Origin of the sequence: Frankia sp. ACN1ag (assembly GCF_001414035.1) — a bacterium.
Taxonomy (GTDB): Bacteria; Actinomycetota; Actinomycetes; order Frankiales; family Frankiaceae; genus Frankia; species Frankia torreyi.
Map to the genome: position 1 here is coordinate 169334 of NZ_LJPA01000011.1, position 25052 is coordinate 194385.

At 68.4% G+C, this 25052-nt stretch carries 16 protein-coding genes and 5 pseudogenes; 5 read left to right on the forward strand and 16 right to left on the reverse strand.

All coding sequences use genetic code 11. The features are described 5' to 3' along the window. Positions 1–64 precede the first annotated feature (64 nt). Positions 65–640 carry a nucleotidyltransferase domain-containing protein gene (locus UK82_RS42580; protein ID WP_055867844.1) on the reverse strand — a complete coding sequence of 192 codons (576 nt, stop codon included), beginning with the start codon at positions 638–640 and terminating at the stop codon, positions 65–67. Between the two features lie 133 nt (positions 641–773). Between UK82_RS42580 and UK82_RS12255 the strand changes: the two genes are divergently transcribed. Then, a complete protein-coding gene (locus UK82_RS12255; RefSeq protein ID WP_044886149.1) occupies positions 774–1673 on the forward strand; it encodes a class I SAM-dependent methyltransferase in 900 nt (299 codons plus the stop codon). Positions 1674–1845: 172 nt separating this feature from the next. Here the strand turns inward: UK82_RS12255 and UK82_RS37480 are convergent, their stop codons facing one another. Further along, positions 1846–2052 (reverse strand): hypothetical protein, encoded by a 207-nt coding sequence (locus UK82_RS37480; protein ID WP_236705858.1) that lies wholly within the window; start codon positions 2050–2052, stop codon positions 1846–1848. On the opposite strand from UK82_RS37480, the gene UK82_RS12260 reads away from it, so the two are divergent. Then, on the forward strand, positions 1960–2436 hold the full coding sequence (locus UK82_RS12260; protein WP_236705846.1) for a GNAT family N-acetyltransferase: 477 nt from the start codon (positions 1960–1962) through the stop codon (positions 2434–2436). The genes UK82_RS37480 and UK82_RS12260 overlap by 93 nt on opposite strands. Positions 2437–3471: 1035 nt before the next feature. Here UK82_RS12260 and UK82_RS12265 read toward each other — a convergent pair. The 4 genes and pseudogenes from UK82_RS12265 to UK82_RS12275 form a co-directional block, all read right to left on the reverse strand. After that, positions 3472–4560 (reverse strand): hypothetical protein, encoded by a 1089-nt coding sequence (locus tag UK82_RS12265; RefSeq protein ID WP_055407159.1) that lies wholly within the window; start codon positions 4558–4560, stop codon positions 3472–3474. A gap of 197 nt (positions 4561–4757) precedes the next feature. Then, on the reverse strand, positions 4758–4958 hold a 201-nt coding region (locus tag UK82_RS37485; protein WP_236705847.1), incomplete at its 5' end, for a TauD/TfdA family dioxygenase. Between the two features lies 1 nt (position 4959). Further along, a pseudogene (locus UK82_RS12270) lies at positions 4960–5546 on the reverse strand (TauD/TfdA dioxygenase family protein); the annotation flags it as partial. A gap of 332 nt (positions 5547–5878) precedes the next feature. Beyond that, on the reverse strand, positions 5879–7090 hold the full coding sequence (locus UK82_RS12275) for an NADH:flavin oxidoreductase (RefSeq protein WP_396230529.1): 1212 nt from the start codon (positions 7088–7090) through the stop codon (positions 5879–5881). Positions 7091–7385: 295 nt separating this feature from the next. On the opposite strand from UK82_RS12275, the pseudogene UK82_RS12280 reads away from it, so the two are divergent. Then, a pseudogene (locus tag UK82_RS12280) lies at positions 7386–7559 on the forward strand (YciI family protein); the annotation flags it as partial. Positions 7560–7767: 208 nt separating this feature from the next. On the opposite strand, the gene UK82_RS12285 reads toward UK82_RS12280, so the two are convergent. Genes UK82_RS12285 through UK82_RS12300 form a run of 5 tightly spaced genes read right to left on the reverse strand, consistent with a single transcriptional unit; the run spans position 7768 to position 12124 of the window. Then, on the reverse strand, positions 7768–8688 hold the full coding sequence (locus UK82_RS12285; RefSeq protein WP_055407163.1) for a hypothetical protein: 921 nt from the start codon (positions 8686–8688) through the stop codon (positions 7768–7770). A 22-nt stretch (positions 8689–8710) separates the two neighbouring features. Further along, entirely contained in the window at positions 8711–9946 is a 1236-nt protein-coding gene (locus tag UK82_RS32690; protein ID WP_152989865.1) for a hypothetical protein, read from the reverse strand. After that, complete coding sequence (locus tag UK82_RS12290) at positions 9943–11019, reverse strand: PP2C family serine/threonine-protein phosphatase (protein ID WP_128423329.1); 1077 nt, start codon at positions 11017–11019, stop codon at positions 9943–9945. Before UK82_RS12290 ends, UK82_RS32690 begins: the two co-directional genes overlap by 4 nt. Beyond that, complete coding sequence (locus UK82_RS12295) at positions 11016–11714, reverse strand: VWA domain-containing protein (protein ID WP_199865759.1); 699 nt, start codon at positions 11712–11714, stop codon at positions 11016–11018. The genes UK82_RS12290 and UK82_RS12295 overlap by 4 nt, the downstream gene beginning before the upstream one ends. Positions 11715–11740: 26 nt before the next feature. Further along, positions 11741–12124, reverse strand: a complete 384-nt coding sequence (locus UK82_RS12300; RefSeq protein ID WP_044886154.1) for a hypothetical protein — start codon at positions 12122–12124, stop codon at positions 11741–11743. A 1360-nt stretch (positions 12125–13484) separates the two neighbouring features. Here UK82_RS12300 and UK82_RS42585 point away from each other — a divergent pair. Both UK82_RS42585 and UK82_RS42590 read left to right on the forward strand, forming a co-directional pair. Beyond that, on the forward strand, positions 13485–14053 hold a 569-nt coding region (locus tag UK82_RS42585), incomplete at its 3' end, for an ATP-binding protein (protein ID WP_396230533.1). A gap of 1 nt (position 14054) precedes the next feature. Continuing rightward, a pseudogene (locus UK82_RS42590) lies at positions 14055–16529 on the forward strand (LuxR C-terminal-related transcriptional regulator); the annotation flags it as partial. A gap of 182 nt (positions 16530–16711) precedes the next feature. Here the strand turns inward: UK82_RS42590 and UK82_RS12315 are convergent. The 5 genes and pseudogenes from UK82_RS12315 to UK82_RS12325 all read right to left on the reverse strand — a co-directional run bounded on the left by UK82_RS12315 (position 16712) and on the right by UK82_RS12325 (position 24922). After that, positions 16712–17584, reverse strand: coding sequence for an NYN domain-containing protein (locus tag UK82_RS12315; protein WP_055407168.1), 873 nt, complete (start codon positions 17582–17584; stop codon positions 16712–16714). A gap of 190 nt (positions 17585–17774) precedes the next feature. Next, the gene (locus UK82_RS42595) at positions 17775–21446 is read right to left on the reverse strand and encodes a HEAT repeat domain-containing protein (protein WP_396230534.1); all 3672 of its coding nucleotides are present in this window, start codon (positions 21444–21446) and stop codon (positions 17775–17777) included. Positions 21447–21559: 113 nt separating this feature from the next. Further along, positions 21560–23483, reverse strand: a pseudogene (locus tag UK82_RS42600) (NACHT domain-containing protein); the annotation flags it as partial. A 123-nt stretch (positions 23484–23606) separates the two neighbouring features. Then, a pseudogene (locus tag UK82_RS42605) lies at positions 23607–24026 on the reverse strand (DUF4062 domain-containing protein); the annotation flags it as partial. 131 nt (positions 24027–24157) lie between these two features. Continuing rightward, entirely contained in the window at positions 24158–24922 is a 765-nt protein-coding gene (locus UK82_RS12325; protein ID WP_055407172.1) for a hypothetical protein, read from the reverse strand. Positions 24923–25052 lie beyond the last annotated feature (130 nt).

The window sequence follows — 25052 nt, forward strand, 5'->3', positions numbered from 1 at the left end:
CCCAAGCGCCAGAGGTTCGGGTGGTCTACACGGACAACGGCCCGATCGTGCCCGCGCCGGCACGCTACGGCGTCTCCCGCGTCTCCCGCGTCTCGACCTGTATCCGATGTGCCGCCCTCTCCTGGGCGACCAGTATTCGGAGTGTCTCGATATCGGCAACATCCTTCGGCCGCCATGGCCGGCCATGGCGCAGGCGCGGAAACTGCTCCTTCATGGCGAGCATGCCAGCGGCACTCATGACTAACATCGCCGTGCCATCGAGCGTCACACGCTCTTCACCGAAGGACCCCGGTGGGAATAGCCAGTCAGACCATCGGCCCATGGGCTGACTGAATGACCCGTCTGGCCACCTGTCGAAGTACGCGGTGCTGAACGGAACATCGCCCCAGGTGAACTCGCAGGATTCCGCTGGCGGCTGGGTCGCCAGAGCCATGGCCCCAGCGTCCGCGAGCGCCACCTTCGATCGCTCGGCGTGGCGGCGCTCGACCCAGAACTCGACGTCACCGTGCTCGCGAGTGATCCGCCCGATCCTCGCGTCCAGTCCCCAACCTCCGAACAGCCAGGCCGGGATGCTGACTGCCGGCAGCACCGACAGGACCTTGCGAATGACGCGCAGTTGTCCTTCGGCCCTCTGATCCATGGCCTGATCCTTCCAGAGCTCGTCGAGGGGANGGTCGGCCGGCGTCCACCGGTGGTAACCGTGTACCCGCGAAGCCCCTCGACGCCACATAATTCGGTGGCCTGTCTGGAGGCGGATCGATAACCTCCGTCGAGTGATGTACGAGGACCCGCGTGCGTACCTGCTCGGGCTTGAGGGCGTTGCGTTGTTGCGAGCGTTCACCGGAGCGTCGGACCGTGATTTCGTGGAAGCCCGGATCGCGGAGATTCGCAGAGTGCTCGCTGACGAGGCGTTGGCACACGCAGCAGTGGAAGTCGACCGGGTGGACACGGTTACGGGCTATCGGCTGTGGTCAGCGACGTATGACGGGCCCAACGGGGCGTTCGACGTCGACGAACCCGTGGTCAAGGAGATCGTGGACTCGCTGCCCGTGGGTGTTGCTCTGGATGCCGCGTGCGGGACCGGTCGCTACGCCGAGTTTCTGGCCGGGCGTGGCCATCGGGTTATCGGCGTGGACCGCTCGCCCGACATGCTCGCCCGCGCGCGTCCTCGGGTGCCGCAGGGCGAGTTCCTGCTCGGTGATCTGCACCAGCTCCCCGTGGCCGACGCCGAGGTTGACCTGGTCGTGTGCGCCCTGGCGCTGACCCACATCGGGGCGCTCAAGCCGGTCATGGCGGAGTTCGCCCGGGTCCTGCGTCCGGGCGGTCATCTGGTGATCTCCGACATGCACCCCGAGACCGTGGCGCTGGGCTCGATTCCCTCCGTCCGCGATGCTGATGGCCGACCTGGACATCTGAGTGCCTACCGGCACCTGATCGGGGATTATCTGCGGGCCGCGCTGGCGGTGGGACTGCGCGTGCGTCGCTGCGAGGAACCTTCCGCGCCGACCAACGAACCGCCGGGGCCGGCCGACCGAAAAGACACGTTCGGAGCGGTAGGACCGTGGGAGCTGTGGCCGTGGTGTCTGGACGACATGGTGCCCGAAGCAGCACGAGCCGCCAGGGCCGGTGTGCCGGCGCTGGTCATCTGGCATTTCCAGTTGGCTGAATCGTGACACCACCATCAATGCCGGGGCTTTGATCACGACGATGATCGTGGTGTCGTAAGTCCCGTCAGCGGTCGCCACCCCTCGCCATGTGCGACCAAGGGGTGGTGCTCCTTGCGGTCGCCCATCGACCGGGCGCGGTCGTGCTCCCGTTCGCACTGGACAAAACGGGTTGCCATCGTCACCGGGCGCCCCTACCGTCCGGTGCGTGAATCTTCGCCGCGAACTGGCCTGTGATCGGGAATCGGTGCGGGACGTCGTCACGCAGGCGTTCGGTGGAGAGCACGGAGCGGTCGTGGCAGACCTTGTGGACGACCTTCGCGCCACCATCACGCCTGTTGCTGGCCTCTCGCTTGTCGCCGAGCACGATGGCGAGGTCATCGGCCACGCGATGTTCACTCGCAGCCTGCTCGACGCGCCTCGGCGGCTGGTCGAGGTCCAGGTCCTCAGCCCGTTGGCGGTCGTACGCAAATACCAGAAGCACGGGGTCGGCTCGGCTCTCGTTCACCGCGGCCTCGACATCCTCGCCGAGTCCTCGGTGCCACTCGTCTTCCTCGAAGGCGACCCCGACTACTACCGCCGCTTCGGCTTCGTGCCCGGCGGGGACCTGAGCTTCCGCAAGCCGTCGCTGCGTATTCCGGACGCGGCCTTCCAGGTCGTCACGCTTCCCGGCTATCAGCCGTGGATGACGGGGACGCTGGTTTACTCGGAACTGTTCTGGCGGCACGACGCGGTCGGTCTCCGTGAGCCCGGGACAGCGACGATCCAGTAGTCCCTCTTTGCGGACATCTGCAACCTGGGGTCGTACCGATCGTGCTCACGCATGCTCGCGCCCTGCTCACCAACNCCCCCGAGGGGCGTGCCGCCTACCCGCCGAGGGTTGGAAAGCCCTCGACCCGCTCCGGCCGGTCCGGCGCAAAGGCGCCGGACCGGCCGACCGACGCCCCTTTCTATCGAACTATCCCGCCCGGTTGGTAACCTTGGTTCCGCCACTGCGGGTCCTGGCGACCAGTACCCGGGTTCTGGCGCCGCCAGTCCTGGCGCCACCCGCCCCTGGGGGTCTGGATTTGGCGGCCCCGGTTCTGGCGGCCCTGGTTCTGGCGCCATCTGGCCTGACGATCCGAGCCCTGGCGAGACCAGCCCTGGCGAGACCCGCTCTGGCGAGGCCAGCTCTGCCGAGACCTCTCCGCACCCTCCCTGTTCTGGTTGTTCCGCTCCCAACCGTCCGTGGCGTGCCACTGGTTTGCGGGCCGCGGCGGAACACGGTCGTCGGCCCAGGCGCCTGAAGCCAACGGTCCCACCGTCACGCAGACCGCCGCCATGGCGGAAAGGCTGGCGACCGCTGCTTTCCCTTTCAGGGATCTTCCCATGATTCTCCCGTCATCGAGACTATCGATCGGCTACCTGCAGCGGGAAGGTTAGCCGTGCGTAGCTCCCACCGGACGGATTGCGGCCGGCGTGTTCGCGTCAACGCCGGCCGGAAAGATTGGGTGGCGAGTTCTCTGTGATTACCATGTGACTTCTCTAAGGCTCTCCTGTGATTCTTGGTAAACCCTTAATGAGGCGGCAGAAGCGTACCGGGAGCATGCGGAAATCGGCGCAGGAATGGACCGATCCGGACCCACTGGCAGAACACCGCATTCTCGGGCCCGGTCCGGTTCTACGTGTGACATCGGCGCGCATCCCAGCAGGCCGGGCTCTCCATCCCCACCATCACTGGCTGCAGCGCTGGATCCGGTCACCGATCGCGAAGATCGGTGCGTGGCATCGGCGATCCAGGGGCGGGGCGGCATCGGGGCCAGGCGGGTCAGTTCCACAGGGCGGCGTGGCTTGAGCCGTCGGGCAGGAGCACGGCGCCCACGACCTGGCCGCGGTTGTTGAGCGCCACCGGTTCGGCGGAGCCGCCGAGCTGCACGGTCCGGCCGTGGTGCCGGCGGAAGGACGCGGTGCTGGTCGCCACGACGATGTCGCCCCGGTCGTTGAGGGCGATCGGCCGGGCGAAGGAGCCACCGAAGGTTCCCAGATCGGTCCGGTGGCTCGGATCCCAGAGCAGGACGTGCCCTGCGTCGGTCACCGGATCGAACGTCGAGCCGACGATCTGACCGGCGTTGTTGATGGCCACTGCCTCGCTGAGGGCCGCGTCCTCGGGGCCCAGGTCGATGGCGCGGTCCCGCTGCCACAGCATGGCGTGCGTGTTCCCCGCCGGGTTCGTGGCCCAGCCGACGACGTCCCCGCGGTCGTTGATGTCGACAGCACGGCCGTTCGGGCCGGGCAGCGGCACCCAGCGGCCGTGCATCCAGCGGGCGAAGTAGTCGTCGTGGTGGTCGTTGCGCTGTACCTCACCCAGGACCCACCCGTTGTCGCTGACCGCGATGGCCTCGCTGGTGTGGCCCGCGGGAGCGCCGAGATCGACGGTCCGGCCGTCGCGCCAGCTCATCGCGTGCGTTCCACCGGCGACCGGACCCGTCCCGACCACCTGGCCGTGCTCGTTCTGGTCGACCGGGGTGAACCCGGGGTCGATCACGGTTCCGTCGGGACGGATCACGAAGCCGGGCGAGGAGAAGCGACCCGGAAGCTCACCGGCGATCTGCCCGGCATCGTTGATCAGGAAGGGTGCTCGCGCGGTGTCGGGCAGCGCGGTGAAGGTCCCCCGCGACCAGCGGAATCCATGGCTGTCGAACGAAGAGCTGTAGCCGGAGCCGACGACGTCCCCGTGGTTGTTGATCGAGGTGGCGCTGTTGTGGGTGATGCCCGGCAGGGCGCCGAGATCGACCGGCTGCACGGGCCCGGCGGGTGACGCCGCCGCCACCCCGGTCGACAGGACGGTACCGGTCACGGTCACCGCCGCCATCACCGTCGTTGCCGCCGCCACCCTGATCGCCCGCACCGCACCCATCGACGCCTCCCCAGAGGTGGCCGACCGCCGTCATGCCGTCGGACACTCTGAGAAGTCAGGCAATCACTCTTCGAGTCCCAGGTAGGGGAGCGACGCGCCGACACGCGCGGTGTCGGCGGTGCCGGAACCGTCGATCTCGTCCATCGGACGGGATGGGGACCGTCGGAGCTGGCGGGGCGGGCCTGCCGCGCCGTGGGTCAGCCGCCGATGACCTTGCGATAGACGCGCGGGCCGTCGTAGTCGTTGACCGCGAAGTGCCAGGTGGCCAGGTTGTCCCAGATGACGAAGTCTCCGGGCTTCCAGCCGAAGCTGACGGTGTAGTTGGGCGAGGATGCGTGTGCCAGCAGGAACGGCAGCAGGGCCTCGCCCTCGGCCGCGCCGACGCCGGTCAGCCGCAGNGCCGACGAGCTGAGGAAGAGCCCCTTGCGACCGGTATGGCGGTGGGTGCGCACGACCGGGTGCTCGACGGTCTCGGTCACCGGCGGCCGGTTGTAGGTCCCGTCGCCCGGGTCGGCGTTGTACACGGCGCTGACCGACTCCAGCAGGTGCTTGAACGGCTCGGACAGGCCGTCATAGGCCGCCTGCAGATCGGCCCACAGCGTGCGCCCGCCGATCTCCGGCACCACCTGGTAGGTCAGCGACTCGAGGTGGAACGGCGGGGTCCGCCACGTGCCGCCGATGTGCCACGTCGAGGCGCCCCCGGCCTTCTCCAGGTTGAAGGTGTACACCAGCCGGTTGTCCTCGTGGCGGTACAGCCACTTGGGGTGGTCGAAGGGCTCGTCGAAGATCCGTACTGCCTGCACGTGCGCGTCGGGCGAGAGGTCCTGGTCGCGGAACACGAGGACCTTGTGCTGCCAGAACGCCTCGCGCAGGGCCTCGGCGGTGGCGTCGTCGACGCCACCGGCCAGATCGACGCCGACGACCTCGGCGCCGAGGACGGGGCTGGCCGGGCGGATGTCGTAGGTGGCGGTGCGGATAGCGGTCACCGTGACTCCCTTGCAATCAAATGTGACGCTGCCGCCTCGCGGGCCTTTCTGGAGCGCGTTTTCGAATGGGGCGCGGCGGGCGGCCGGTGCGCCGATCGGGCAGGAAATGCCACCCGCCGTACCTCCTGCGTACGAGCCGTCATGGCACAGTCGGACATTAGCTCTGACGCCCGAAAACCGCAATCCATGCCGGCTCTACAGACATTTCTCCGCCATGAATGCGTAACACTTTCGCGGTAGAGGTCACCGCCAGCCGCCAGCCGCCAGCCGCCAGCCGCCAGCCGCCGGGTGATCGCGAGTTCGCGGATGGTGGCGCCCCGGGACGCCGAGCGTCAGGTCAGGCGGGAGTTGTCGGCCTGGTCGTAGGGCCGGATCTCGGACAGGCGGCGGTCGCGCAGTTTGGTCGTCCAGGCGGGTTCGGAGAGCAGGGCGCGGCCGAGGCCGACGAGGTCGAACTCGCCGCGGTTGAACAGGTCCAGCAGCGGGGCGAGGCTGAGCGTCGCCGCCGCACCCTCGTCGTCGCCGCGGAAGGCCGTCGGCACGCCGATCGAGCCGATCGCGATGGTGGGCAGGCCGGTGAGGTTCCTGGCCCAGCCGGCCAGGGTGCGCGGGGAGCCGTCGAAGGCCGGCCGCCAGTAACGGCGGGTGGAGGCGTGCAGCGCGGTGACGCCGGCGTCCACGAGCGGGGTGAGCAGCGCCTCGAGCTCGTCGGGGGTCTCGGCGATCCGGGCGTCGTAGTCGCCGCCCTTCCACTGGGAGAACCGGTAGATCACCGGGAGGTCCGGTCCCACCTCGCCACGGACCGCGGCGACGACCTCGGCCCCGAGCCGGGCCCGGTTGGCCAGGCTTCCGCCGTAGCCGTCGGCGCGCCGGTTGGTCTCCAGCCAGAAGAACTGGTCGAGCAGGTAGCCGTGCGCCCCGTGCAGCTCGACGCCGTCGAACCCGGCTCGGCGCGCGTCGGCCGCGGCGCGCGCGAAGGAGGCGATCACCTCGTCGATCTCCTTGGTGCTGGCCTCGTCGCCGACCACCGTTCCGTCGCCCCGCCGGCCCGACGGGGAGAACACCGCCGCCTCCGGGTGCGGCGGAGCACCCGCCGCCCGGCCGGCACCGAGATGCCACAGCTGCGGCACGATCCGCCCGCCCACCGCGTGCACGGCGTCGACGACCCGGCGCCAGCCGGCGAGCGGCTGTTCGCCGTAGAACCGGGGAACCCGGTCGCTGGTCCCGGCGGAGGGATGATCCACGTAGGTGCCCTCGGTCACGATCAGGCCGACGTGCGCCGCCCGCCGCGCGTAGTAGCCGGCCACGTCCTCGCCCGGCACGCCGTCAGGGGAGAACTGGCGGGTCATCGGCGCCATCACGAAGCGGTTGGCGAGCTCGACGCCGGACAGGGAGAACGGCGTGAACAGCGGCGCCGCGTCCGTGCCGTCCAGCAGGCGCTCGCTGCTCAACGGGGACGCAGCCACCGCGACACCCGAAGACCCCGCAACGCCAGACGATGCCGCACCATTCGACGACGCCGTATCGCTTGAAGACACAGTCATATGGCGTTCAATCCCGGCGCCTTCGCGGATGTTCCGCCTCGGCCTGTGTTGTTCGCGCTGTCGAACAGGCGCCTCGGCGCGAGCCCGGTAGCCGAAGCCTCGGGCCGGACCCCGTCGCCCCGCAGCCGCATCGCGGTGCCACGTCACTGCGCAGCGGCGGTGCCCAGCCGCAGGTATCGGCAACCCGGAGGCGTCGGCAACCCGGAGGCGTCGATCAATCGAGGACTTCGGACGACGATGTCGAGAACCGGTGGCTGGTTCCGTCCCGGCGGAGATTTCGACCCATGTGTGGTACATGAACGACTTCGCGGGCTGGCTCGAGGGGACCGGCGAGTTCGTCGACAGCCAGGCGCTCGCGCCCTCCGGGACGTTCGTCCGGTACGGCGGCGAGGGTCGCCCGCCGGTCACTGACGGCTCGTTCGCGGAGACCAAGGACCTCATCGCCGGCTGGATGGTGATCGACGTCGACCCGCAGTGACTCTGCGGTGAGCGGGCCCTCGGCGGTAAACGGACCTCGGCGGTAAACGGACTTCGGCGGTAAACGGACTTCGGCGGTAAACGGACTTCGGCGGTGAAGGGACTTCGGCGGGTGGACGAGGTCCGGCTCAACCACGCCGGTAACCAGCTATCGCGGACGGACGGAGTGCGGTGATGGCAGCACGAATACTGGGCAGGATTCAATGCCCATGAAAAGTAGGGTCAGTGGAGATGGTCTCGTCCAAATGGTACAGGGATGGGTCGACAGACATTCCTGCATCAGTGGCGTGTGACATGGCGCCCCACTCCGACGAGGACGGATCCACGGACATGCCCGCCGGGTCCGGGACGTGGGACGACCCTCCCCAGTCCAGCGGACCGGGGTCGACTGACATCTGCGGATCCGGCGCGTGCGAGGCGCCAGCCTGGGCTGATGCATCCTCGGCCGGGTGGAGCAGCTCGGCGTGCGGCTCAGACCCAATGCTGTGCAGTGCCTCCTGGGTTGCATGGTCGGCCATGGTGTGCAGATCGCCCGTCGACCTCATTCCGGCCAGCTCCGACGATCTGTTGTAGAGCATCTCTGCCGCTCGCCCCTCCGGCGTGGATCGAAGAACGGTGTTGAAACCGGCAGGATCATGAGCGATCGCGATGGCTATTCCGGCGGCTCCCACCAAGGGAAGATCGAGTACCGCGGCGGCACCGACGCCTATCAGGATATGCAGAGGATCCGACGCCACCCCCGGCATTGCAATGCCTGCGACGCCCATCAGGTCCCTCGCCACGGTGAGACAGTTGTGGGTGAGACCGTTATAATAACCGGGGTCGGACTGGACATGTTGCGCTGCGGCGAGAACATGCGCCGCCTGGTCCGGGGTGATGTGGTAGGTGTACGCCGCATCCTGACGTGGCTGGTGTGTGGTGTCGCCAGTTCGCAGTTCTCCTGGACCGGCGAGGCCGCCGTTCCTAGGGTAGTAGCCGAAGTCGACGCGCTCGCCATTGGGCGCGGCGACCGTGATCCAGGCGTGACCCATATGGAAAGGGTCCATGACCGGGTAGGAGCGGTTGGCGCTCGCGAATGATGTATCGATGCGTAGGGTGATGCTCCAGTCGTAGCCGGCCATGTTCGGTACCCTTCTGTTCGGCTCAGAATTTCTGCGTCCACCACGCCCGCAGCCGCTGCCACCAGCCGGGCCGGGATGCTGGGGCCGGCTGGCCCAAGGCCGGTGCCGAGGGGAGGCCCAGAACAAGAGTGGGCGGTAGTGGTGCCTGCTGGGAGAGGAGCGGCCGGTGCTGCGTTGCCGCCGCGGCCGGCGCGGGGCGGAGGGTGGGTGTGGACCGCCTCCGGAGCGCAGACCGTCGCGTCGCCCGCGCTTGTTCCAATGTGCACCACGGGCATATCTGATTATGGGAGGGATAGCGGTGGCTTGGATTGAGTCTGCACCTGACGGTGGTGATCGCCCGCAGTGCCTGCCGCCACTCGCTGGCCGGTGGACGTGACGTGGGGTATGCGGCACCGTAGGTGAAGGCCTGGGCGAAGAGTTCCTGGATCGGGTCGGGGAGGATCGATGGCGGTGGTGCCAGTCGGTGCGTTCTGAGCAGCGATCGTGGGCCGCCCGCCCAGTGGCCGTCTGCGGCCAGAACGGACGCACCCGGCTGCTCTCCGGGGCCGGTCCACACTCCCCTCGAGAACGGGTGATTGCCGTTCATGAGTAGCAGGTGAAGATGCACGGCCAGGGCGAACAGGTCCGACGATCGGTCTCGGGGAGTCTTTTTCAGGTCGACGTTGCGCAGTTCCGGGGCGGTGAACTCGGGCCGGCCGACATCGCAGAGATACCTGCGCCCGGACGCCGCGGTGAACTGCATCGAGTCGCAGTCGACCAGCGTCACCCGGCTGGTGTCGGAGACGAGGATGTTGCGCTCCTGAAAGTCGCCGATGACCGCACCTACTCTGTGTGCCGCCTCGACGGCGATACAGAGGTTGGCTGCTGTGTTCAGCAAAAAAGCCCAGTCCGCCCGCCTCGGCCATTGCGGCTGGTTCGGCAGTGGCCCGCGCCGGTCCGTCGGATTACTGACGCTGTGGATCTCGACTGTTGTTCTTGTATCGACCTTGGGCATGACATAGCCGCGCACCACGCCACCCTCCAGCACAAGATGCTGTGGCCAGGTCAGTACGATCGACCCGTCCCGGCTGACCGTGCCCGCGGGCTTCACCCGCGTCATCGCCGTGACCTTCTCCCGCTTGGCCACGAGCCCCTTCAGATCCGGATGGAAAATCTTCGCGACCCACTCCGGACGACCAACGACGTCCCAAACGGTTCCCTCGCCTGCCCTGGCCAGTCGCTCCCCGAGCTGGATGGGGGTGCCGTTCTGCAGCGTCATGTGCGCCATGGGGTGACCAGTTTGCGGAGAATCAGATGCATCCGCCACGCGCCGTTCGGAACCGTCTTCGCCTTTCTCCCGGTCCCTGTCCCGGCCACGACCGAGTCGCTGCGCTCGGGTTTGCCGGTCGTCGGGGCCCGGACCGTCAGGGCAGTGGTGTCGGGTTCCGTCGGCGTGTCGACGGCCGGACCATCTGCGGGCCGGGCCGGCCGCCACGCGGTGGGGTCCGACGGCGGCCAGCTTGATGCGACGGTCGTCGTCGAGCCGGCGGGCGGCGGGGAGGCGAGTGCGGCACGCCCCGTCGTCGCGAGCACCAGCGTCTTGTCGTCGCCGGTCTGATCCTCGACGATGTCGCGCATCATCGTGGCGAGCTGGTCGTTTCCCCGACCCTCTCGGACATTCCGCCATGATGTTTGGAAGAAGGGAACGTAGGCGGTGCCGTTGCTCGCATGGGTGATCTTGTAACTCATGCCGTCTGTGCTGAGCGCGAACGCAGCCACGTCGCCGACCACGGCCGAGCGATAGGCGGTGCGGAAGGCGCCCGGGGATTGAACAAACCAGGTGGTGTTCGCGTACTCCTCCTTCTCCTCGGCCAGGATCGTACGGACCTCTCCACCAGCTTCCACCGCGATGATCCCGTCGCCGATCTGGGCGAACACCGCCAGGTCAGGCCGGGCGATGGCTACTGCGAGTGTCGTCGAAAGCCGGGACCTGGGGAGCTCCATCGAGCGTGCCTGCGCCGTGATACGCCCGAGAGCAGATGCGAACAGGCCGCGGATCAGGTCGCGAGCCTCCTCGGTCGAGGCTGCGTCGAAGGCTCTTGTGAACTCGGGTGTAAGAGCGTCCTGTACGACCGATGTGCAGGCGACGAACGATCCCCATGCAGACGTCCCGGTGACGCTTCCCGCGCCGTCCGCGACGGCCGCGACGACGAACGTGCCGTTGGTCCCGTAGGCGTAAGCATCGTCGCAGCCCAGGTCCTCCTCCAGATGGCTGTGCCCGACGACCGACGCACCACGGACGATCCAGTAGTCCGCCTGCTGCTCTGGGGGCATCTGCGCCTGAGTGGTCAAGCGGCCGTCCAGCCCGAGAGCGGTGGGAGTGGGACCTGGTCCACGCCGCTGGCCTCGGCGTCGTTGCCGTTGAACGGAGTGGAGTTCGATACATTGCTAAGGGACGCGGAGAGCCAGGTGAAGAACTCCGAGAACTTCAGCCCGGCCAGCGGAGCTGGAGTCCGGACGACGGAGAGCCTGCCGAGAGTCTCGAAGTTGACGGACGGTCCCACTCCGATGGCGAACACGGTCACCCCGTTCTTGCCCTCCATCTCGTTGAGTCGCCGCACGGCGGCGTCGAACCCGTCGCGGTTCGGTGCGCCGTCGGTCATGACGATCAGCCATGGTCGAAAATACGCAATGCCGGCTTCTCGGTAGGACTTCTTGCGCTTTTCGATGATGTCCAGTGCAAGATTGATCCCGGCCGCCATGTTGGTCGATCCGTCGCAGACGAATTCCGCGGGCTGCAGGGTTCGCCCTTCCTGCATCGGGACCAGGACCGTGGCGTCCGATCCAAACGTCACGAGTGCGACTTCCGTGCGCTTGCTGGCCAGCTTGTCGTTGTTGAGATAGTGAACGAACTCCGCGAACCCTTTTTCCAGCTCGGCAATGGGTGCGCCGGCCATCGACGTGGAGACATCGGTGAGCACCACGCAGGCCACCCGCGGGTCCGGGTTGTCCTCGTTGAGGTCGACAGCCCAGCTCTTTTCTGACATGATGGACTCCTGGATTCCAGCGCCTGTCAAGGCGAAGCGAAGCCGGAAGAATTTGACAGGAAAAAGGCGCCAAAGATCGCGACTATCGCAATGAATATCATGAGGGCAATGATGTTCAGAATGATTGGCAGTGCATTGTACTGGTGGGCGCGAACCATCGTTCCAGCCGTCAGGTTCTTCACCTCCGTTACCCGGACCACGCCGTTTCGTCGCTGCGATCCCGTCAGCTCGACGGTGTCCCCGTTGTTGATCGAGCCGCCGCTGTAGTATTTCGCCCGCATCTCTACCGCGATACGGCGCTGGCCGGGCCGCTCGATGCGAAAACTCCAGACGATAGTCGAACGCTTCCGGATGACTGGACCCTCGACTCGGGGCGCGAACCCGGAAACGGTTCCACCGTACTGAGTCATGAATCTGATCCTCGATCTGCTTCTCAGTGGTGGTGGAGGTCGGGCACCGGATCGACGTGCCAGGGCGCACCGTGCTCCTGCGGCCCGCTCGGGTCGTGCTCATGTCCAATGCTGGAGGCTTGCGGGTCCTGTGTATGGTGGACATCCGTTGACATGCTCGGATCAACTGGAGGGCTGTCGTGATGTTCCGCCGCCAGGGCGTGGAGAAACCCGCCGGCTGCCGACACGGCCAGCGACTGGCTGAAATGGGCATTGTCGATCGAGTGCTGGAGGTCGCCGTTCGGGACGGTCGGATGGCTATCTCTGGACAATGGTGGTCCTCTCGATGACCGTGGTGCGGAGAGCCGCCCGGTTGTAGCTTGAAAAGGTCGCGCGGATTCAGTGATTATTGAAAATGACGTCGGTGGAAGTGGTGGCGTCCGAATGGTGCAGGGACGGGTCTGCGGAAACTCCTGGATCTGCCGCATGTGACATGCCGCCCCACTCTGCCGCGGACGGATCCACCGACATACCCGGATCCGGGGCATGGCAGGACCCTGCCCAGCCCAGCGAACCCGGGTCGACCGACATGTGCGGTTCGAGGTGTGATGCCGGGTCCACCGACATCTGCGGGTCCCCATGGTCCATGGAACTTCCGCCCCAGCCCAGGGTGTCCGGATCTACCGACACTCCGGGGCTCATGGACATTCCGGCGGGCAACCCCAGAGGCGGATCGATAGATTGTGGCGAGGGTGCCAAGACCTGATCGACTACGTCACCGAGATGCTCACCGATATACTCACCGAGTTCTCTACCGACCTGCCCCAGGCCTCCCTGCGCACCCTCCTGCAGTCCTATCCTCATGNCGACGCCCTGGCCGATCGCATCTCCCACGTAACCACCGATCTCTCGACCGGTATCGCGTGCCGAGGTGCCTGGTCCGTTCTCCGGAGTGGCTGGTCCTTGGTACTGCGCCGATTCAGCCTTGGGCCCGACATTCTGCGCCATACGATCTCCTTATCCTGAATCTGGTGCTGGAGTTGCGCTGAAACGTTGCCACCTCGCCGGCAGGTNGGGAACTCGCGCCGCCGAGATGGGCGGTCGGTGTCTTTCGACGGTTTTGGGTGGCGAATGGTGGTCTGCCTTTCGCCGGGTCACCTCCGCCTTTCCTCCTCGTTTCCCTCGGGTTGTCTCCGGCGCTGGTGCGAGGCTGGGTTGCTCTGCCCGTAGCAGCTCGGCTGCTTCGGGGAACCGCAGCCAGCCGCTGAACGGAGTGCGCGAGCCCTTCTGGACGTTGCTGGATCCGCCCACCGCCTCGGTGCCGAGGACGATCTCGACTTTCAGTTGCTGGATCCCTCGGTCAGGCGACATGACCTTGACGATGATCCCGGTGGCCGGCCTATGCAATGTGGTGACCACCGAAGGGTCTTCGCAACGGCGGCCGGGCAGAGCCGTAGGCTGTGGCCCTACGGGATCATGCGGCCGGGGGCTCGCCGCCTTCGGCTTCGCCGTTCTGCCCGCTGCGCGTCCAGCGTTCGCGGCAGGCCGGTACGGGGGAGGCGCGGGCGACGTGAATGGTCTGATCGAACGTGACGGCGAGTTGAAGCGCGTCGAGGACGCCCTCACCACGGCAGTGGCAGGCCGAGGGGCGACGCTGCTCGTGGAGGGCGTGGCCGGAATTGGTAAGACCGTGTTGCTGGCGGCGGCCCGTGACCACGCTGCCAGTCGTGGTGTACGCGTGCTGTCCGCGACGGGTGCCGAGCTGGAGCGGGAGTATGCGTTCGGCATCGTCCGGCAGCTTCTGGGACCAGTCTTGCTGCGGGCAGACCGCCGGCAGCGCGCGGAGCTGTTCGAGGGCGCGGCAGCGCTGGCCGAGCCGGTCCTCGTGGAACATGCGGCCGGCACCGGAGACACGCTGGGCAGCAGTCTGCACGGCCTGTTCTGGGCATGNGCCAACCTGGCCGACCATGGCCCACTCCTGCTGACCGTCGACGACGTGCACTGGGCGGACGATGCCTCCCTGCGCTTTATCGCCTACCTGGCCCGGCGTTCGGCCGATCTGCCCGTTCTGCTGCTGCTCGCAGGCCGCCCCATCAATAGCGCCGATTCCGGCCTGATTGCGGGCACTTTGGCCGGTCTGCGGCTGGAAACTCTCAAACTGAATGTGCTGAGCGCCGATGCTGTGGGCGAACTCGTCCGTGAGCGGTTGTCGTCCGATGCCGACGATGAGTTCTGTCTGGCGTGCGCCCGCGCCAGCGGAGGAAACCCGTTCCTCCTCGCCGAGGCACTCATCGCGCTGCGGGCCGATGACGTCCACCCGGTGGCAGCCGAAGTGGGCCGGCTCGACACCTTGCACGCCGACAATGTCTCGCGTGCCCTGCTGGTCCGGCTGGCCCGGCTCGGTCCGGACGCGGCCCGATTGGCGCGCGCGGTCGCCGTGCTCGGCCCGGACGCGATGGCCTGGCACGCCGCGAGCCTCGCCGACCTCGAGGAGACCCGCGCGGCGAGCGCGATCGACGCGCTCATCCACGAGGGCATCCTCGTTCCCGGCCAGCCGCTGACAATCGGCCACCCCCTTATCCGGACCGCTATCTACTCGGACACGGACAGTGCCCAACGGGGCCTTGTTCACAAGCGTGCCGCGCGGCTGCTTCAGGCCAGCGATGCCCCGGCCGAACGACTCGGCTCGCACCTGCTCAACTGCGAGCCCGCGAACGATCAGTGGGTCGTCGCCGGGCTGCGCGCGGCAGCGTCGGAGGCCCTGGCCCGCGGCGCGCCCGAATCGGCCGCCGCGCTGCTGGAACGAGCGCTCGGCGAACCTCCTGCGGCCGAGGCTCGTAGCGGGCTGTTGCTGGAGGCGGGGCTGGCCCTGGGGATGGCAAACCGGCCCGACCGCGCGGCGACCGTGCTGCGTGAGGCACTCGACCTCACCACAGACCCCTCCGCTCAGGCCGAGATCGCGTTCAGCCTCGGGGCTCTGATGACGATGCTCGGCCGGAGTGACGAAGCGGTGACGATCCTGGAACCGGTCCGCTCGAGTGCAGCCCGCGACGATCCTGACCTGTCGCGTCGTCTGCTCGCCGGGATCGCACTCGCCGACCTGATCGCGGGTCAGCCGGTCGAGTCGTGGCTGGGCCGGCTCGATCAGCTCACCTCCCGTGGCACCACCGGAGAGACCGAGGAGCGGGTGGCCCGGGCAACAGCCGCCTTCGCCGCGGCCGCCATCGCGGACCGCAGCGCGGCGGATGTGGCGGAGCTGGCAAGGCAGGCCGCTGCCGGGCCGCTACCGGCCGGCCGGCAGCACGCGCGCGACCGGTTTCTCATCGTGAACCTCGCCGGCCCGGCGCTGGCCATCGCCGACCATCTCGATCCCGCGTTGGCGCTGCTCTCCGCCGGTATCGAGGCCGCGCAGCGGGACGGCAACGCGGCGGAGTTCGCCTACCTGTCGGTGCTGCGCTCCCACACCGCGCTGTACGCGGGCCGGCTGCTCGACGCCGAGACCGACGCGCGGATCGCCCTGGACACCTACGCCGACCATAACGAGGAACCTCCGCTCGCCGTCGCGGTCCTGATCGACGCGCTCGTCGACAAGGGCGAGATCGAGGACGCGCAAGCTCTGCTGTCCTCCCGGCAGCTTGACGGACCGGTTCCGATGAACATGCTCGCGGCACATTTCTTCCACGTCGCCCGCGGACGGCTGCGCCTGCGCCAGCGCCGCCCCCAGGACGCTCTGATCGATCTACGTACCTGTGGTGACGCGCTGGAGGCCGCCGGATACACCAACCCCGCCTTCGCGCCGTGGCGGGCCGACGCCGCCCGCGCGCACCTCGCACTCGGCCACCACGACCACGCTCGCGGGCTCGCGGACGAAGAACTCGAACGCAGCCGGCACTTCGGCGCCGCCCGCGCCATCGGCATCGCGCTGCGGATCGCCGCCCTCGTCACCGACGATCGCCACCTCAGACTGGAGCAGCTCCGCGAATCCGTGGCAGCGCTGGAAACCTCGCAGGCCCAGATGGAGCGCGCCCGCTCCCAGATCGCATACGGTGCCGCGCTGCAGCGCACCGGTGCGCGGAGAGAAGCTGAAGAGCAGCTTCGCCGCGGACTGGATCTCGCCGCCCATTGCTCCGCGCAGCCGCTGGTCGCGCAAGCGCGCCAGGAGCTGCTCGCCCTGGGAATCCGCACCCGCAGGGTCCAGCGCACCGGGCCGGCGGCACTGACCGCCGGCGAGCGCCGAGTCGCACTCCTCGCCGTCGACGGACACACCAACCGTCAGATCGCGCAGGCCCTGTTCGTCACCACACGCGCCGTGGAGCTCCACCTCACCAACACCTACCGTAAGCTCCGCATCAACTCCCGCCATGCCCTCGCTGATGCCCTCGCAGCCGAAGGATCTGTAACAGCGGCGCCGCGGTGGGAAGCCTGAACGCCACTCCGACGACGTCCTGGGCTGCTCAGACGCGGGGAGGGCACGGCAACCGCTGCCCGCGCCATGACGTAGGCGCGGCCGGCCTGACGTACCGTCAGCGCGTCGAACCTCGCCCTCGCTCCGGAACCTGGCCGGCCGGCGGTCGGCCAGGTCGTCGCGATGGTCCAGGGACGTGGCGGCTACCTGACGCGGACGTACACGGCGCCGGATTTGCCTGGGCCGCGCTGTTGTAGCTCGAACAGGTCGGTCGCGACCATCAGGTCTTTGAGCCGGGAGTAGCGGTAGGTCTTCAGGACGATGGTGGGACGTCTGCGGATGGCTTCCCCGATCGCCGAGAGATGGGTCCAGCCATCCGGGCCGGTGTTCGTCGCGACGGCCTCGCGGAGCCGGCTGATCAGTGCGGTGTCCGAGCGCAGCTCGGCGGTCGTTGCGCGCGCAGAAGTCGCCACCGTGGCAGTCTTCGCCTGCTTCTTTGTCTTCGCCGGTGGCGGGGCGGCGGGGGTGGTCTGCGGGGCGTCGGCAGCCGCGTCCGGCGCAGCCGCGTCCGTCGGCGGCTGCCCGGCCCGCGCAGCCGCGGCGGGTGCGGCCGGGGTTGACAGCGCAGGCCCCGCGACAAAGGTCTCCACGAAGACGAAGCTGTCGTAGGCGGCGATGAGGCCCGGGTTCGTCTTCTTCCGCTCGCCGAATCCGTAGACGGCCAGGCCGGCCTCGCGGATCCGTTCGGCCAGGCGGGTGAAGTCGCTGTCGGAGGAGACCAGGCAGAACCCGTCGAAGGCCCCGGAGTGCACCAGGTCCATCGCGTCGATCACCAGTGCCATGTCCGAGGCGTTCTTTCCCTTGACGGCGGCGAATACCTGCACTGGTCGGATGGAGTGCTCCAGCAGGGTCTTCTTCCAGGTCTTCAGCGAGCCCGTCCAGTCGCCGTAGGCGCGCTTCACCTGCGCCTTCCCGTGACGGGCGATCTCGGTGAGCAGCGGCTCGACCGCCCAGAGCGGCGCGTTCTCCGCGTCGATGAGCACCGCGATCCTGGCGGAGGCGTTGCCGACCACCACGCTGATTCCTCACTGGCTGTTGCACTGAGTGAACCCCAGTGGCTGACTGCAAGTCTCCCGGTATGCCCCGGTTTCTTTCCATGTAACAGCGCCACCGACACCAATCCGCGGAAGATCTACTTCGGATTGGGTTGATCCAACGATGATCACTGAAGCTCGTCGTTGGATCGAGGCTCACGTGTCCACGGTCTCACCTTCCACGAGATGACAACAACGACGCTTCGAGCTCGGCGTAATCCTCACGGTGATGGTCCAGAGCGTAGGTCAGCCAGTACGCGACATCGTGACGTCCCCCGAGTGCCCAGGCCAGCGCATCGCGGGTCGACGCGGTCGCTTCCCGGATGGCGATGAGACGCAGCCAGGGGAGGGTTTCCTCGTCGTCCGGCCAGTTTCGGGCGAGGAGCCAGGCCATCGCCTCGCGCAGATCCGAGGATTTGTCATGGTAGCCGAGATGCCTGATCAAGCCGACTGTGGCGGGGTGGGTTGGCCAGTGTTCGACGATCGCCGCCGCGGCGGATCTTCGCACTTCTCCCCACTGGGCCGCGCTGGTCAACGCATGCAGCCACGGCCGGGTTTCCGGCGCGTCGGTCCATCCGCGCGCGATCTCGGTGACCGCTTCCGCGCGGCAGCCCTCGTAGGGATCGGTCTCGGCACATGCGCGCAACCAGCGCAGCGTCTCCGGCCTGCCGGCCTGCCGGCGCGCGACCAGGCGGATAGCCATCGTTCGGAGCCTCACGTCGGTGTCTCGGGAGGCCCGTTCCCGGAGCCAGTCGCAGGTCGCGTGGAGGTCGTCGTCGGCGCAGGCCAGCACGACCCGGCAGGCCGCTCGTCGGACGTCCCCGGCGACATCGACCTCGGCCCGGCGACGCGCGAAGGCCGCCAGGCCCGTGACAGTCGAGAAGTTTCTCCCGAGCGCGTCGAGGGCGCCGCGCCGTGTGGCCGGGTCTGGATCATCCTCGGCGTGCCGGAGAAGCACAGCCACCGTGGCGGGGTCGTTCGGCATCGCGTGGTCGGCCAGGAGTGCCAGGGCGAAGCGCTGCACCTCCGTGTACACGTCGCTGTCGGCCACGCGGCTCAGCAGGGACCAGGTGCGGGGAGCTCCAGGCGCGATCGTGGCCAGGGATCGCAGGGCGGTCCACCGGACCAATTCCGCGTGGTCCGCCAGCGCTCGCTCCTCCAGCCAGGCGGTGAGACCGGCCCAGTCAGGAAACCCGGCCACGAGGGCGCGCAGTGCCGCTCTACGTACGGTCGCATCTCGGTCCGAGACCGCCCGGTCGCTGATCCAGGAGCGGACGGCCGGATCGTCTCGCCCTTGGTGGCCGATGGCCCGGATGGCCGCGGACCGTACCCACACGCTCCGACCGGTGGTGGCGCGCTCCTTCAACCAGACCGCGATGTCCGCCTCGGTGTGCCCCGCGGCTCCGATGCCGTCGATGATGGCGCGTTGCACGGCCCAGTCGCCTTCACCGCTGGCCAGCTCGACCAGCCGCCGAGCCGTCTCAGGCTCGTCGCGACGGGCGGCCGCCACCGTCCGGATGATCTGCCTGCGCTCCCGCCAGTTCCTGCTCCGCAGGAGTGCGCTGACCTGTGCCCACGGCAGGGCCGTCACGTCGGTCGGCGCGGACCCGGACGGGCCGCCGGATGGACCGTGACCGGCGGATCGCGAGCCGACGGCGAGCACGAGGTTGTCCGGGGCGTCGTGGCGCATCGCGTCCAGGACGAGGAACGCCTGTCGCCGGACGTTCCATCGGCTGTCGCTCTGCGCGACGGCCAGCAGCCGGCGCAACGTCGCCGGATCATTACCTAACCGGGCGAGTTCCCACACCGCAGTGGTGGCGACCTCGGAGGACCGATCGTCGACGCGTTGCCAGAGCCAGCTGCGCAGGCGTGTCGGGGCCGGCCGCCGGCCGGCATACGTGGCAACGGCCGCCTCCCGCACGTCTGCGGAGTCGTCCTGCTGGGCGGTCTCGCGCAGGAGGCGCCCGACGCGAGCCGAGGCAGGCAGGACACCAAGGCTTGTGACGGCGAGCCGGCGAACATGTCCCGAGAACTCGCGCACCACGGCCTCCCGGACCACCCGTCCGCACGTCGGATCCGCGGACCAGCCGTGAACCAAGGCGAAGAGGGCGAATTGGCGGGTGTCGCCGTAGCGGTCGGCGGTGACCCGTTCCGCGAGCAGCGCGGCAGTATCCGCCCGGTCCGGCGCATGGAGGGCGATCGATTCCAAGGCCTTCGTTCGTGCTCCGGCGTTACGGTGCCCGACCGCGATCTCCCGCAGGAGGGATGCCACTCGTGGATGGTGCGGCCACGCCTGGCCGAGCGAGCCGATCGCGGGTGAATGGATGTACCAGTCGTCGTGACCTGCGCAGTCCAGCAGCCAGGGCAGCGTCTTCGGGTCCTCGTGCCAGCCCTCCGCGACCAGGACGATGGCTCGCTTCTTGACCGTCCAGTGCGGGTCGCGGCCAGCTTGGTCCCGTAGCAGCGGCAACGTTCGCGGATGGTCTCGGCCGCCACGCGCGAGTGCGGTCAGCGCCGTCGCCCGGACGTCCTTGTCGGGGTCGTCGATGGCGCGTTCCGCCAGCCAGGAACAGACGTCGGCGGTGTGGCCCCACCGCTGCGCGACGGCGATCAGCGCGGTCTCGCGGACATCCTCGTCCGGGTCGTCGGCCGCGCGCCGCCGCAGCCAGGGAAGGCTGTCCTCGGGATCGGACAGGCGCAGCTGTGCCACGTGGACGATCGCCGACTGCCGGACGAACCATACGCCGTCCGCTTCCGCGCGCCGCCGCAGCCAGGGTTCCACGCGCGGGTCTTCCGGCCAGGTGCGCGCCACGGCGGCAAGGGCCGCCCTCCGGACCCCGTCGTCCACGCTGCTGACGGCGCGGTCCATCAGCCAGTCGAGCGTCGTGGGATCATCCTTCCAACGGCGCGCGATGGTCCTGATCATCTCTGCTCGGACGCCGGTGTCGGGATCCGCGGCGGCCCGAAGGCGCAACCATGGAAGGGTCGCGGGTTCGGTGGGGGCGCCGTCCGCGAGCCCCTGCACGATCGCGTTACGTACCTGCCAGTCGGGGTCCCGTGCCGCGGCCGCTCGCAACGCGTCCGTGTGCTCGAGGCCATGCTGGAGCGTCTTGATGAGGGCCCGCGCGGCGGCGAGGCGCCCGGGCACGGCGGGCTCGTGTTCCAGTCGCTCCAGCAGCCAGGTGTTCGTCGTCGGATCGTCGGGCCAGATGGCGGCGACCGCCTCGATCGCCGTCTCCCGGGCGAACGGACTGTGGTCGCACTCGGCGCGGTCGCGTGCCCACGCCCGTATGCCGGGCCGGTCGCGCCACTGCCGGGCGGCTACCCGGACCGCCTCAGCGCGTACCTTCCACTGCAGGTCGGTCCTGGAGATATCGTGCAGGCGTGCCACCAGACTCTCGGTGAGCCCGGGATCTGCCGTCGGAACAACGCTCACGGCGGCGCGGCGGATCTCCCAGCGAACACCGGCGGCGAGCTGGGCGTGTAGCCAGGCGGCCGTCGCTGGCCTCCGTCCCGCCTGTTTCGCGAGTTCGTCGGCGGCGAGCTGGCGCACGTTCGTCGCCGGGTCATCCTCGGCGAGGCTGCGCAACCACGGCTCGACGGCCGGTGAATCGGGCCGCGCGTCGATCAGCTTCAGCACGGCCTTGGCCCGGACGTAGTCGGCGGAGTCCCGCTCCGCGCGCCCTTCGAGCCAGTCCCAGAGCGCGGGACCGGGCGGCGACTGATCCGCGATGATGTCCACTGCCCGCCCGCGGACGAGTGCCGTCGGGTCCCGCTCGGCGCGGTCGCGTAACACCTCCAGCGACGTCGGGTCGACAGGAGAGTTCTGGCCAAGCGCGGCCACGGCCGCGTCCCTCAGGCGCCAGTCCTCCAGGAAGACCGCCCTGGCCCGCAGCAGGGCCGTGACGTCGGCACGGTCGGGAAACAGATCGGCGACGAGGCCGCTGGCGAAGCGGNAGGCCGGCGTCCGAGTGATGAGGGTCGACCCGCTCGCGAGGTACCAGGCGAGCGCCTGCTCCCGTTCCGGCCAGTCCGCTCCCACCAGGCCGACGGCGGGAAGGAGCTCGTTTTCCAGGAAGTCGTCGGTCGTCTGGTCGGCGCCGGCGGAGCGCTCGATGAGTTCGATGATCTGTCGCAGTAGCAGCCGCGCCACGGACGCGCCGACCCGCCGGTTGCGCATCTCCGCCAGGCACCGCACGGCGAGCAGGATGTTGCGTGGGGGCCGGTCGTCGAACTCCGGCGGCCAAGGTAGGTAGGTGTCAACCAGCAGATACTCGATGATGCCGCTGACGAAACGCTCGTCCAGCATACCCGCGATCAGCAACAGGACCTCGCGCCACGAATCGTCCTCCCAGCGCCGTCCGAACACGTCGCGGCGCAGCTGCTCGACGGACAGCTCGCGGGTGCGTTCAAACTGGCGGCGGATGTGCTCGGCGCAGAAGAACTCCAGGAACGCGCGGTGCACGAATCCGTACACCTCCGCACCATAGCGGCTGAGGATGAAGTTGCGTTCCCGAAACTGGTTGATCATCGCCTCGGCGATGATTTTGGAGCTGGCCGGGTCACGCTGGTAGCGTTCGCGTAGATACTGCTCGATCTCGCCGACCAGGTCCTCATGATGGGTGAAGTTGCCGATCAGGCCGTGCCGGCCGCTCTGCATGCGGTTCGCGATGCGCCGCAGGAGCTCTCGTTTGTCTTCCTTACCGATAAAATCGGCGTCGACCCGGCGGTCCTTCAGGTAACGGTTCACGTCCCAGTGCTCGACCAGGACGGACGCGGCGTGATCGTACACCTCCCAGCGTTCCCTGGGCAGCTCCTGGTGCTTGCCGATGATAGCGAGGATCGTCAGCAGGAGCGGGTTGGAGGCCAGCTCCTCGATCGGCCGGGAGCCGGCGATGGCCGCGGCCAGCCGGCTGCGGCGCTCGTCCGCCTTCTCGTCGTGCCCGCCCAGGGCGACCGAGTACCACTTCTGGAGGAACTCGTCGGTCTGCGCACGGTCGAGGTCTTGGACAGTGTAATGCGCGAACCCGGCATCGGAAAGAATCGTCCGCCGGTAGCCGATAATCCGTGATGTGACGATGACGCGTGCCCGCGGATACTCCACAGCGAAGCCGGCGATCCGCCGGGCGATTCCCTCCCGCTCCGCCGGATCGAAGATCTCATCCAGACCGTCGAAGATCACCAGCGCGTCACCGCCGGAACGCAGGTATGGGACCAGATACTCCGCCTGCACGCCGAGCCCGTCGGTGCGCGCGACATGATCGAGGTACTCGACGAACGTGTCGAAACGGCCGCGGGTCTGCGCAAGCGCCCGCAGCTCGATGAGCACCGGAATCGTGGTGGGCGCCGCCGTGGACTGCTCGTCGGCAATCCGCAGGACCGTGTAGCGGGCCAGCGACGACTTGCCCGCGCCGGGGTCACCGAGCAGGACCAACAGACGATCACCACCGGCAAGCAGGTCGAGGACCGGCCTGCGCGGGTTTGAACTGTAGGTACTGCGCGCGGCGGCGAGGGTCGCGTCGTCGAGGCCCTCCGGTAGCTCGTCTCGCTGGATTTCGCCACCGGCCTCGAGCTGCCGCCAGATCTCCTTCGGCAGCTCGACGGGCGGTGGGTTCTCCCGCACGTCCTGCGCCACGAAGACGTTGCGCAGGGCTATGGGCACCTGCTCATCGCGCTGCGCGGGAGTGAGCGCCTCGAGGTCGAGTCTTCGGTACTGCTGGTCGAGCCGGGTGAAGTACGACCGCAGGACGGCGGCGGGAATCCGGGCGTCCGCCGCGCCGTCGTTCCCGCCTGCCGCCGATCGACCGTGTCTGTCTCTGGACTGGCGTAGCTCGACGAGCGCCTGGTAGAGCGTTGTCTCAAGATGTTCTGCGCTGTCCACCAGGCACAGCGTCAGTCCTTCCGCCGACTCGCCGAGTCGGCGGCGAAAGGCGGCCTGTAACGCGCCCGTCTCGTGGTCCGTGAACGCCCTGCCTGGCAGGCGGAGATCACCCGACTCCTCGTNGAGGCAGAATACGAGCCGGGGCACACCAAGATCAGTGGCGACGTCGAACTCGAGTTCGGTGTAGGAGATGGGGTCGAGGTCGGGCACCAGCGAGCCGTAGCGGAATCCGACGACAGCAACGTAGATGTCCGCCGTCTCCAAGCACTCCCGGCAGTACTGGGCGGGCGGCTGGTCGCGCGCGGTGAAGTAACTCATGTCGACTACGGCCTCGCCCGCGCGACTCACCGCCGCTTTGGCCGCGGTGACATATGGTCGGGACGTCGGATACCTGGCGAGCTCCGAAGTGTGGCTTAGGAAAACGCGCCATACCCCCATGACCGTACGATAGCACCCATCGCACCACAGGACGACCCACCAGTTACCGGGGGTGCGTGCCTGCGATGCGCGGATCGGCGGTTGGCAGCCTTCGGTGGACGCCATGGACCGCCCACCGCGTCTGCCCTGATCTACGACCCCGAGGATGTGGACGGTGCGTGAGCTGACTTCCGGAACGAAGAAGCAGTACAGGCGCCGCAGGGTCACGGCGCAGTCCCTGTGGAAGAAGTCCACCGTCAGTATCGTCGATGACCCGGGACGTTGGCGGCCGGGTCGTTGAAAACTGCTCGGCCGACAACGAACAGTCCGCGTTGCGGAATGGCGAAATCGCGCAGGAATGCCTGGGTGGGAATCGGTCCCGGTTCGCCGAGGGGTACCCCGTGGACCGTCGCGGTGCTGTCGGTCACGACCCACAGGCGCAGTGGATTGGCCGCGAATCGCTGGCCGTCCGGGGCGAGACCGGTCAGCCGTACCCGGCCCGCCCCGAGTGCGGGGCCGGCGAGCCGGGACATGACCTCGAGCAGCGGGCGGGAACGCCAGGCGCGATCCGGCAGGGCGGAATCCAGGGCGCTGAACAGCCGGGTCACCGGTGTCGCGGTGACCGTCACCGTCCAGTCGAGATCGCCGTCGCCGGCGGTGACCCGGAATGTCCGTGGACCTGCCCAGTCGATGTGGATCGGGCCCTCGCGCACCTCGGTGACGGCCGAGCCGAAGTAGCGAGTACAGGCCAGCTCGGCGGGCTGGTCCTGGTAGAAGATCCAGCGGTCGTCGGGGGTGCGATGCCAGACCGACCGATAGCCGGGGCCGATCGAGGACTCCGGAAACCGGCGTAGACCGAGGACGTGCCCGGAACGGAACGGTAGGCCCATGATTCCGTAGCCCGCGAACCGGTCCTCGCCCGCCGACTGCCGCGGATCGCGCTGATCCGCCGTGTTCGTCCGGTCTGGCCGATCTTCCGTCCGGCGTTCGAGGTCGTCGACGACGTCGCGAGGCTCGCGCATGGCTGGACTCTGCCACGGCGCACGACGGCCACGGGTGTCGTGACCACATCACGACAGCCTGCCGTCGAGGGGGCGTTCTGCCGTCGAGGGGGGCGTTCTGCCGTCGAGGGGGCGTTGTTGTGCACTTCGT

What these genes read in the sequence shown, in the direction of transcription:
- UK82_RS12325 (WP_055407172.1), bottom strand. Translation starts at nt 24,922, where the DNA reads ATGCGCGAGCCTCGCGACGTCGTCGACGACCTCGAACGCCGGACGGAA.
- UK82_RS12265 (WP_055407159.1), bottom strand. Translation starts at nt 4,560, where the DNA reads ATGGGTGCGGTGCGGGCGATCAGGGTGGCGGCGGCAACGACGGTGATG.
- UK82_RS12285 (WP_055407163.1), bottom strand. Translation starts at nt 8,688, where the DNA reads ATGGCCGGCTACGACTGGAGCATCACCCTACGCATCGATACATCATTC.
- UK82_RS12300 (WP_044886154.1), bottom strand. Translation starts at nt 12,124, where the DNA reads ATGACTCAGTACGGTGGAACCGTTTCCGGGTTCGCGCCCCGAGTCGAG.
- UK82_RS12275 (WP_396230529.1), bottom strand. Translation starts at nt 7,090, where the DNA reads ATGACTGTGTCTTCAAGCGATACGGCGTCGTCGAATGGTGCGGCATCG.
- UK82_RS12295 (WP_199865759.1), bottom strand. Translation starts at nt 11,714, where the DNA reads ATGTCAGAAAAGAGCTGGGCTGTCGACCTCAACGAGGACAACCCGGAC.
- UK82_RS32690 (WP_152989865.1), bottom strand. Translation starts at nt 9,946, where the DNA reads ATGACGCTGCAGAACGGCACCCCCATCCAGCTCGGGGAGCGACTGGCC.
- UK82_RS42580 (WP_055867844.1), bottom strand. Translation starts at nt 640, where the DNA reads ATGGATCAGAGGGCCGAAGGACAACTGCGCGTCATTCGCAAGGTCCTG.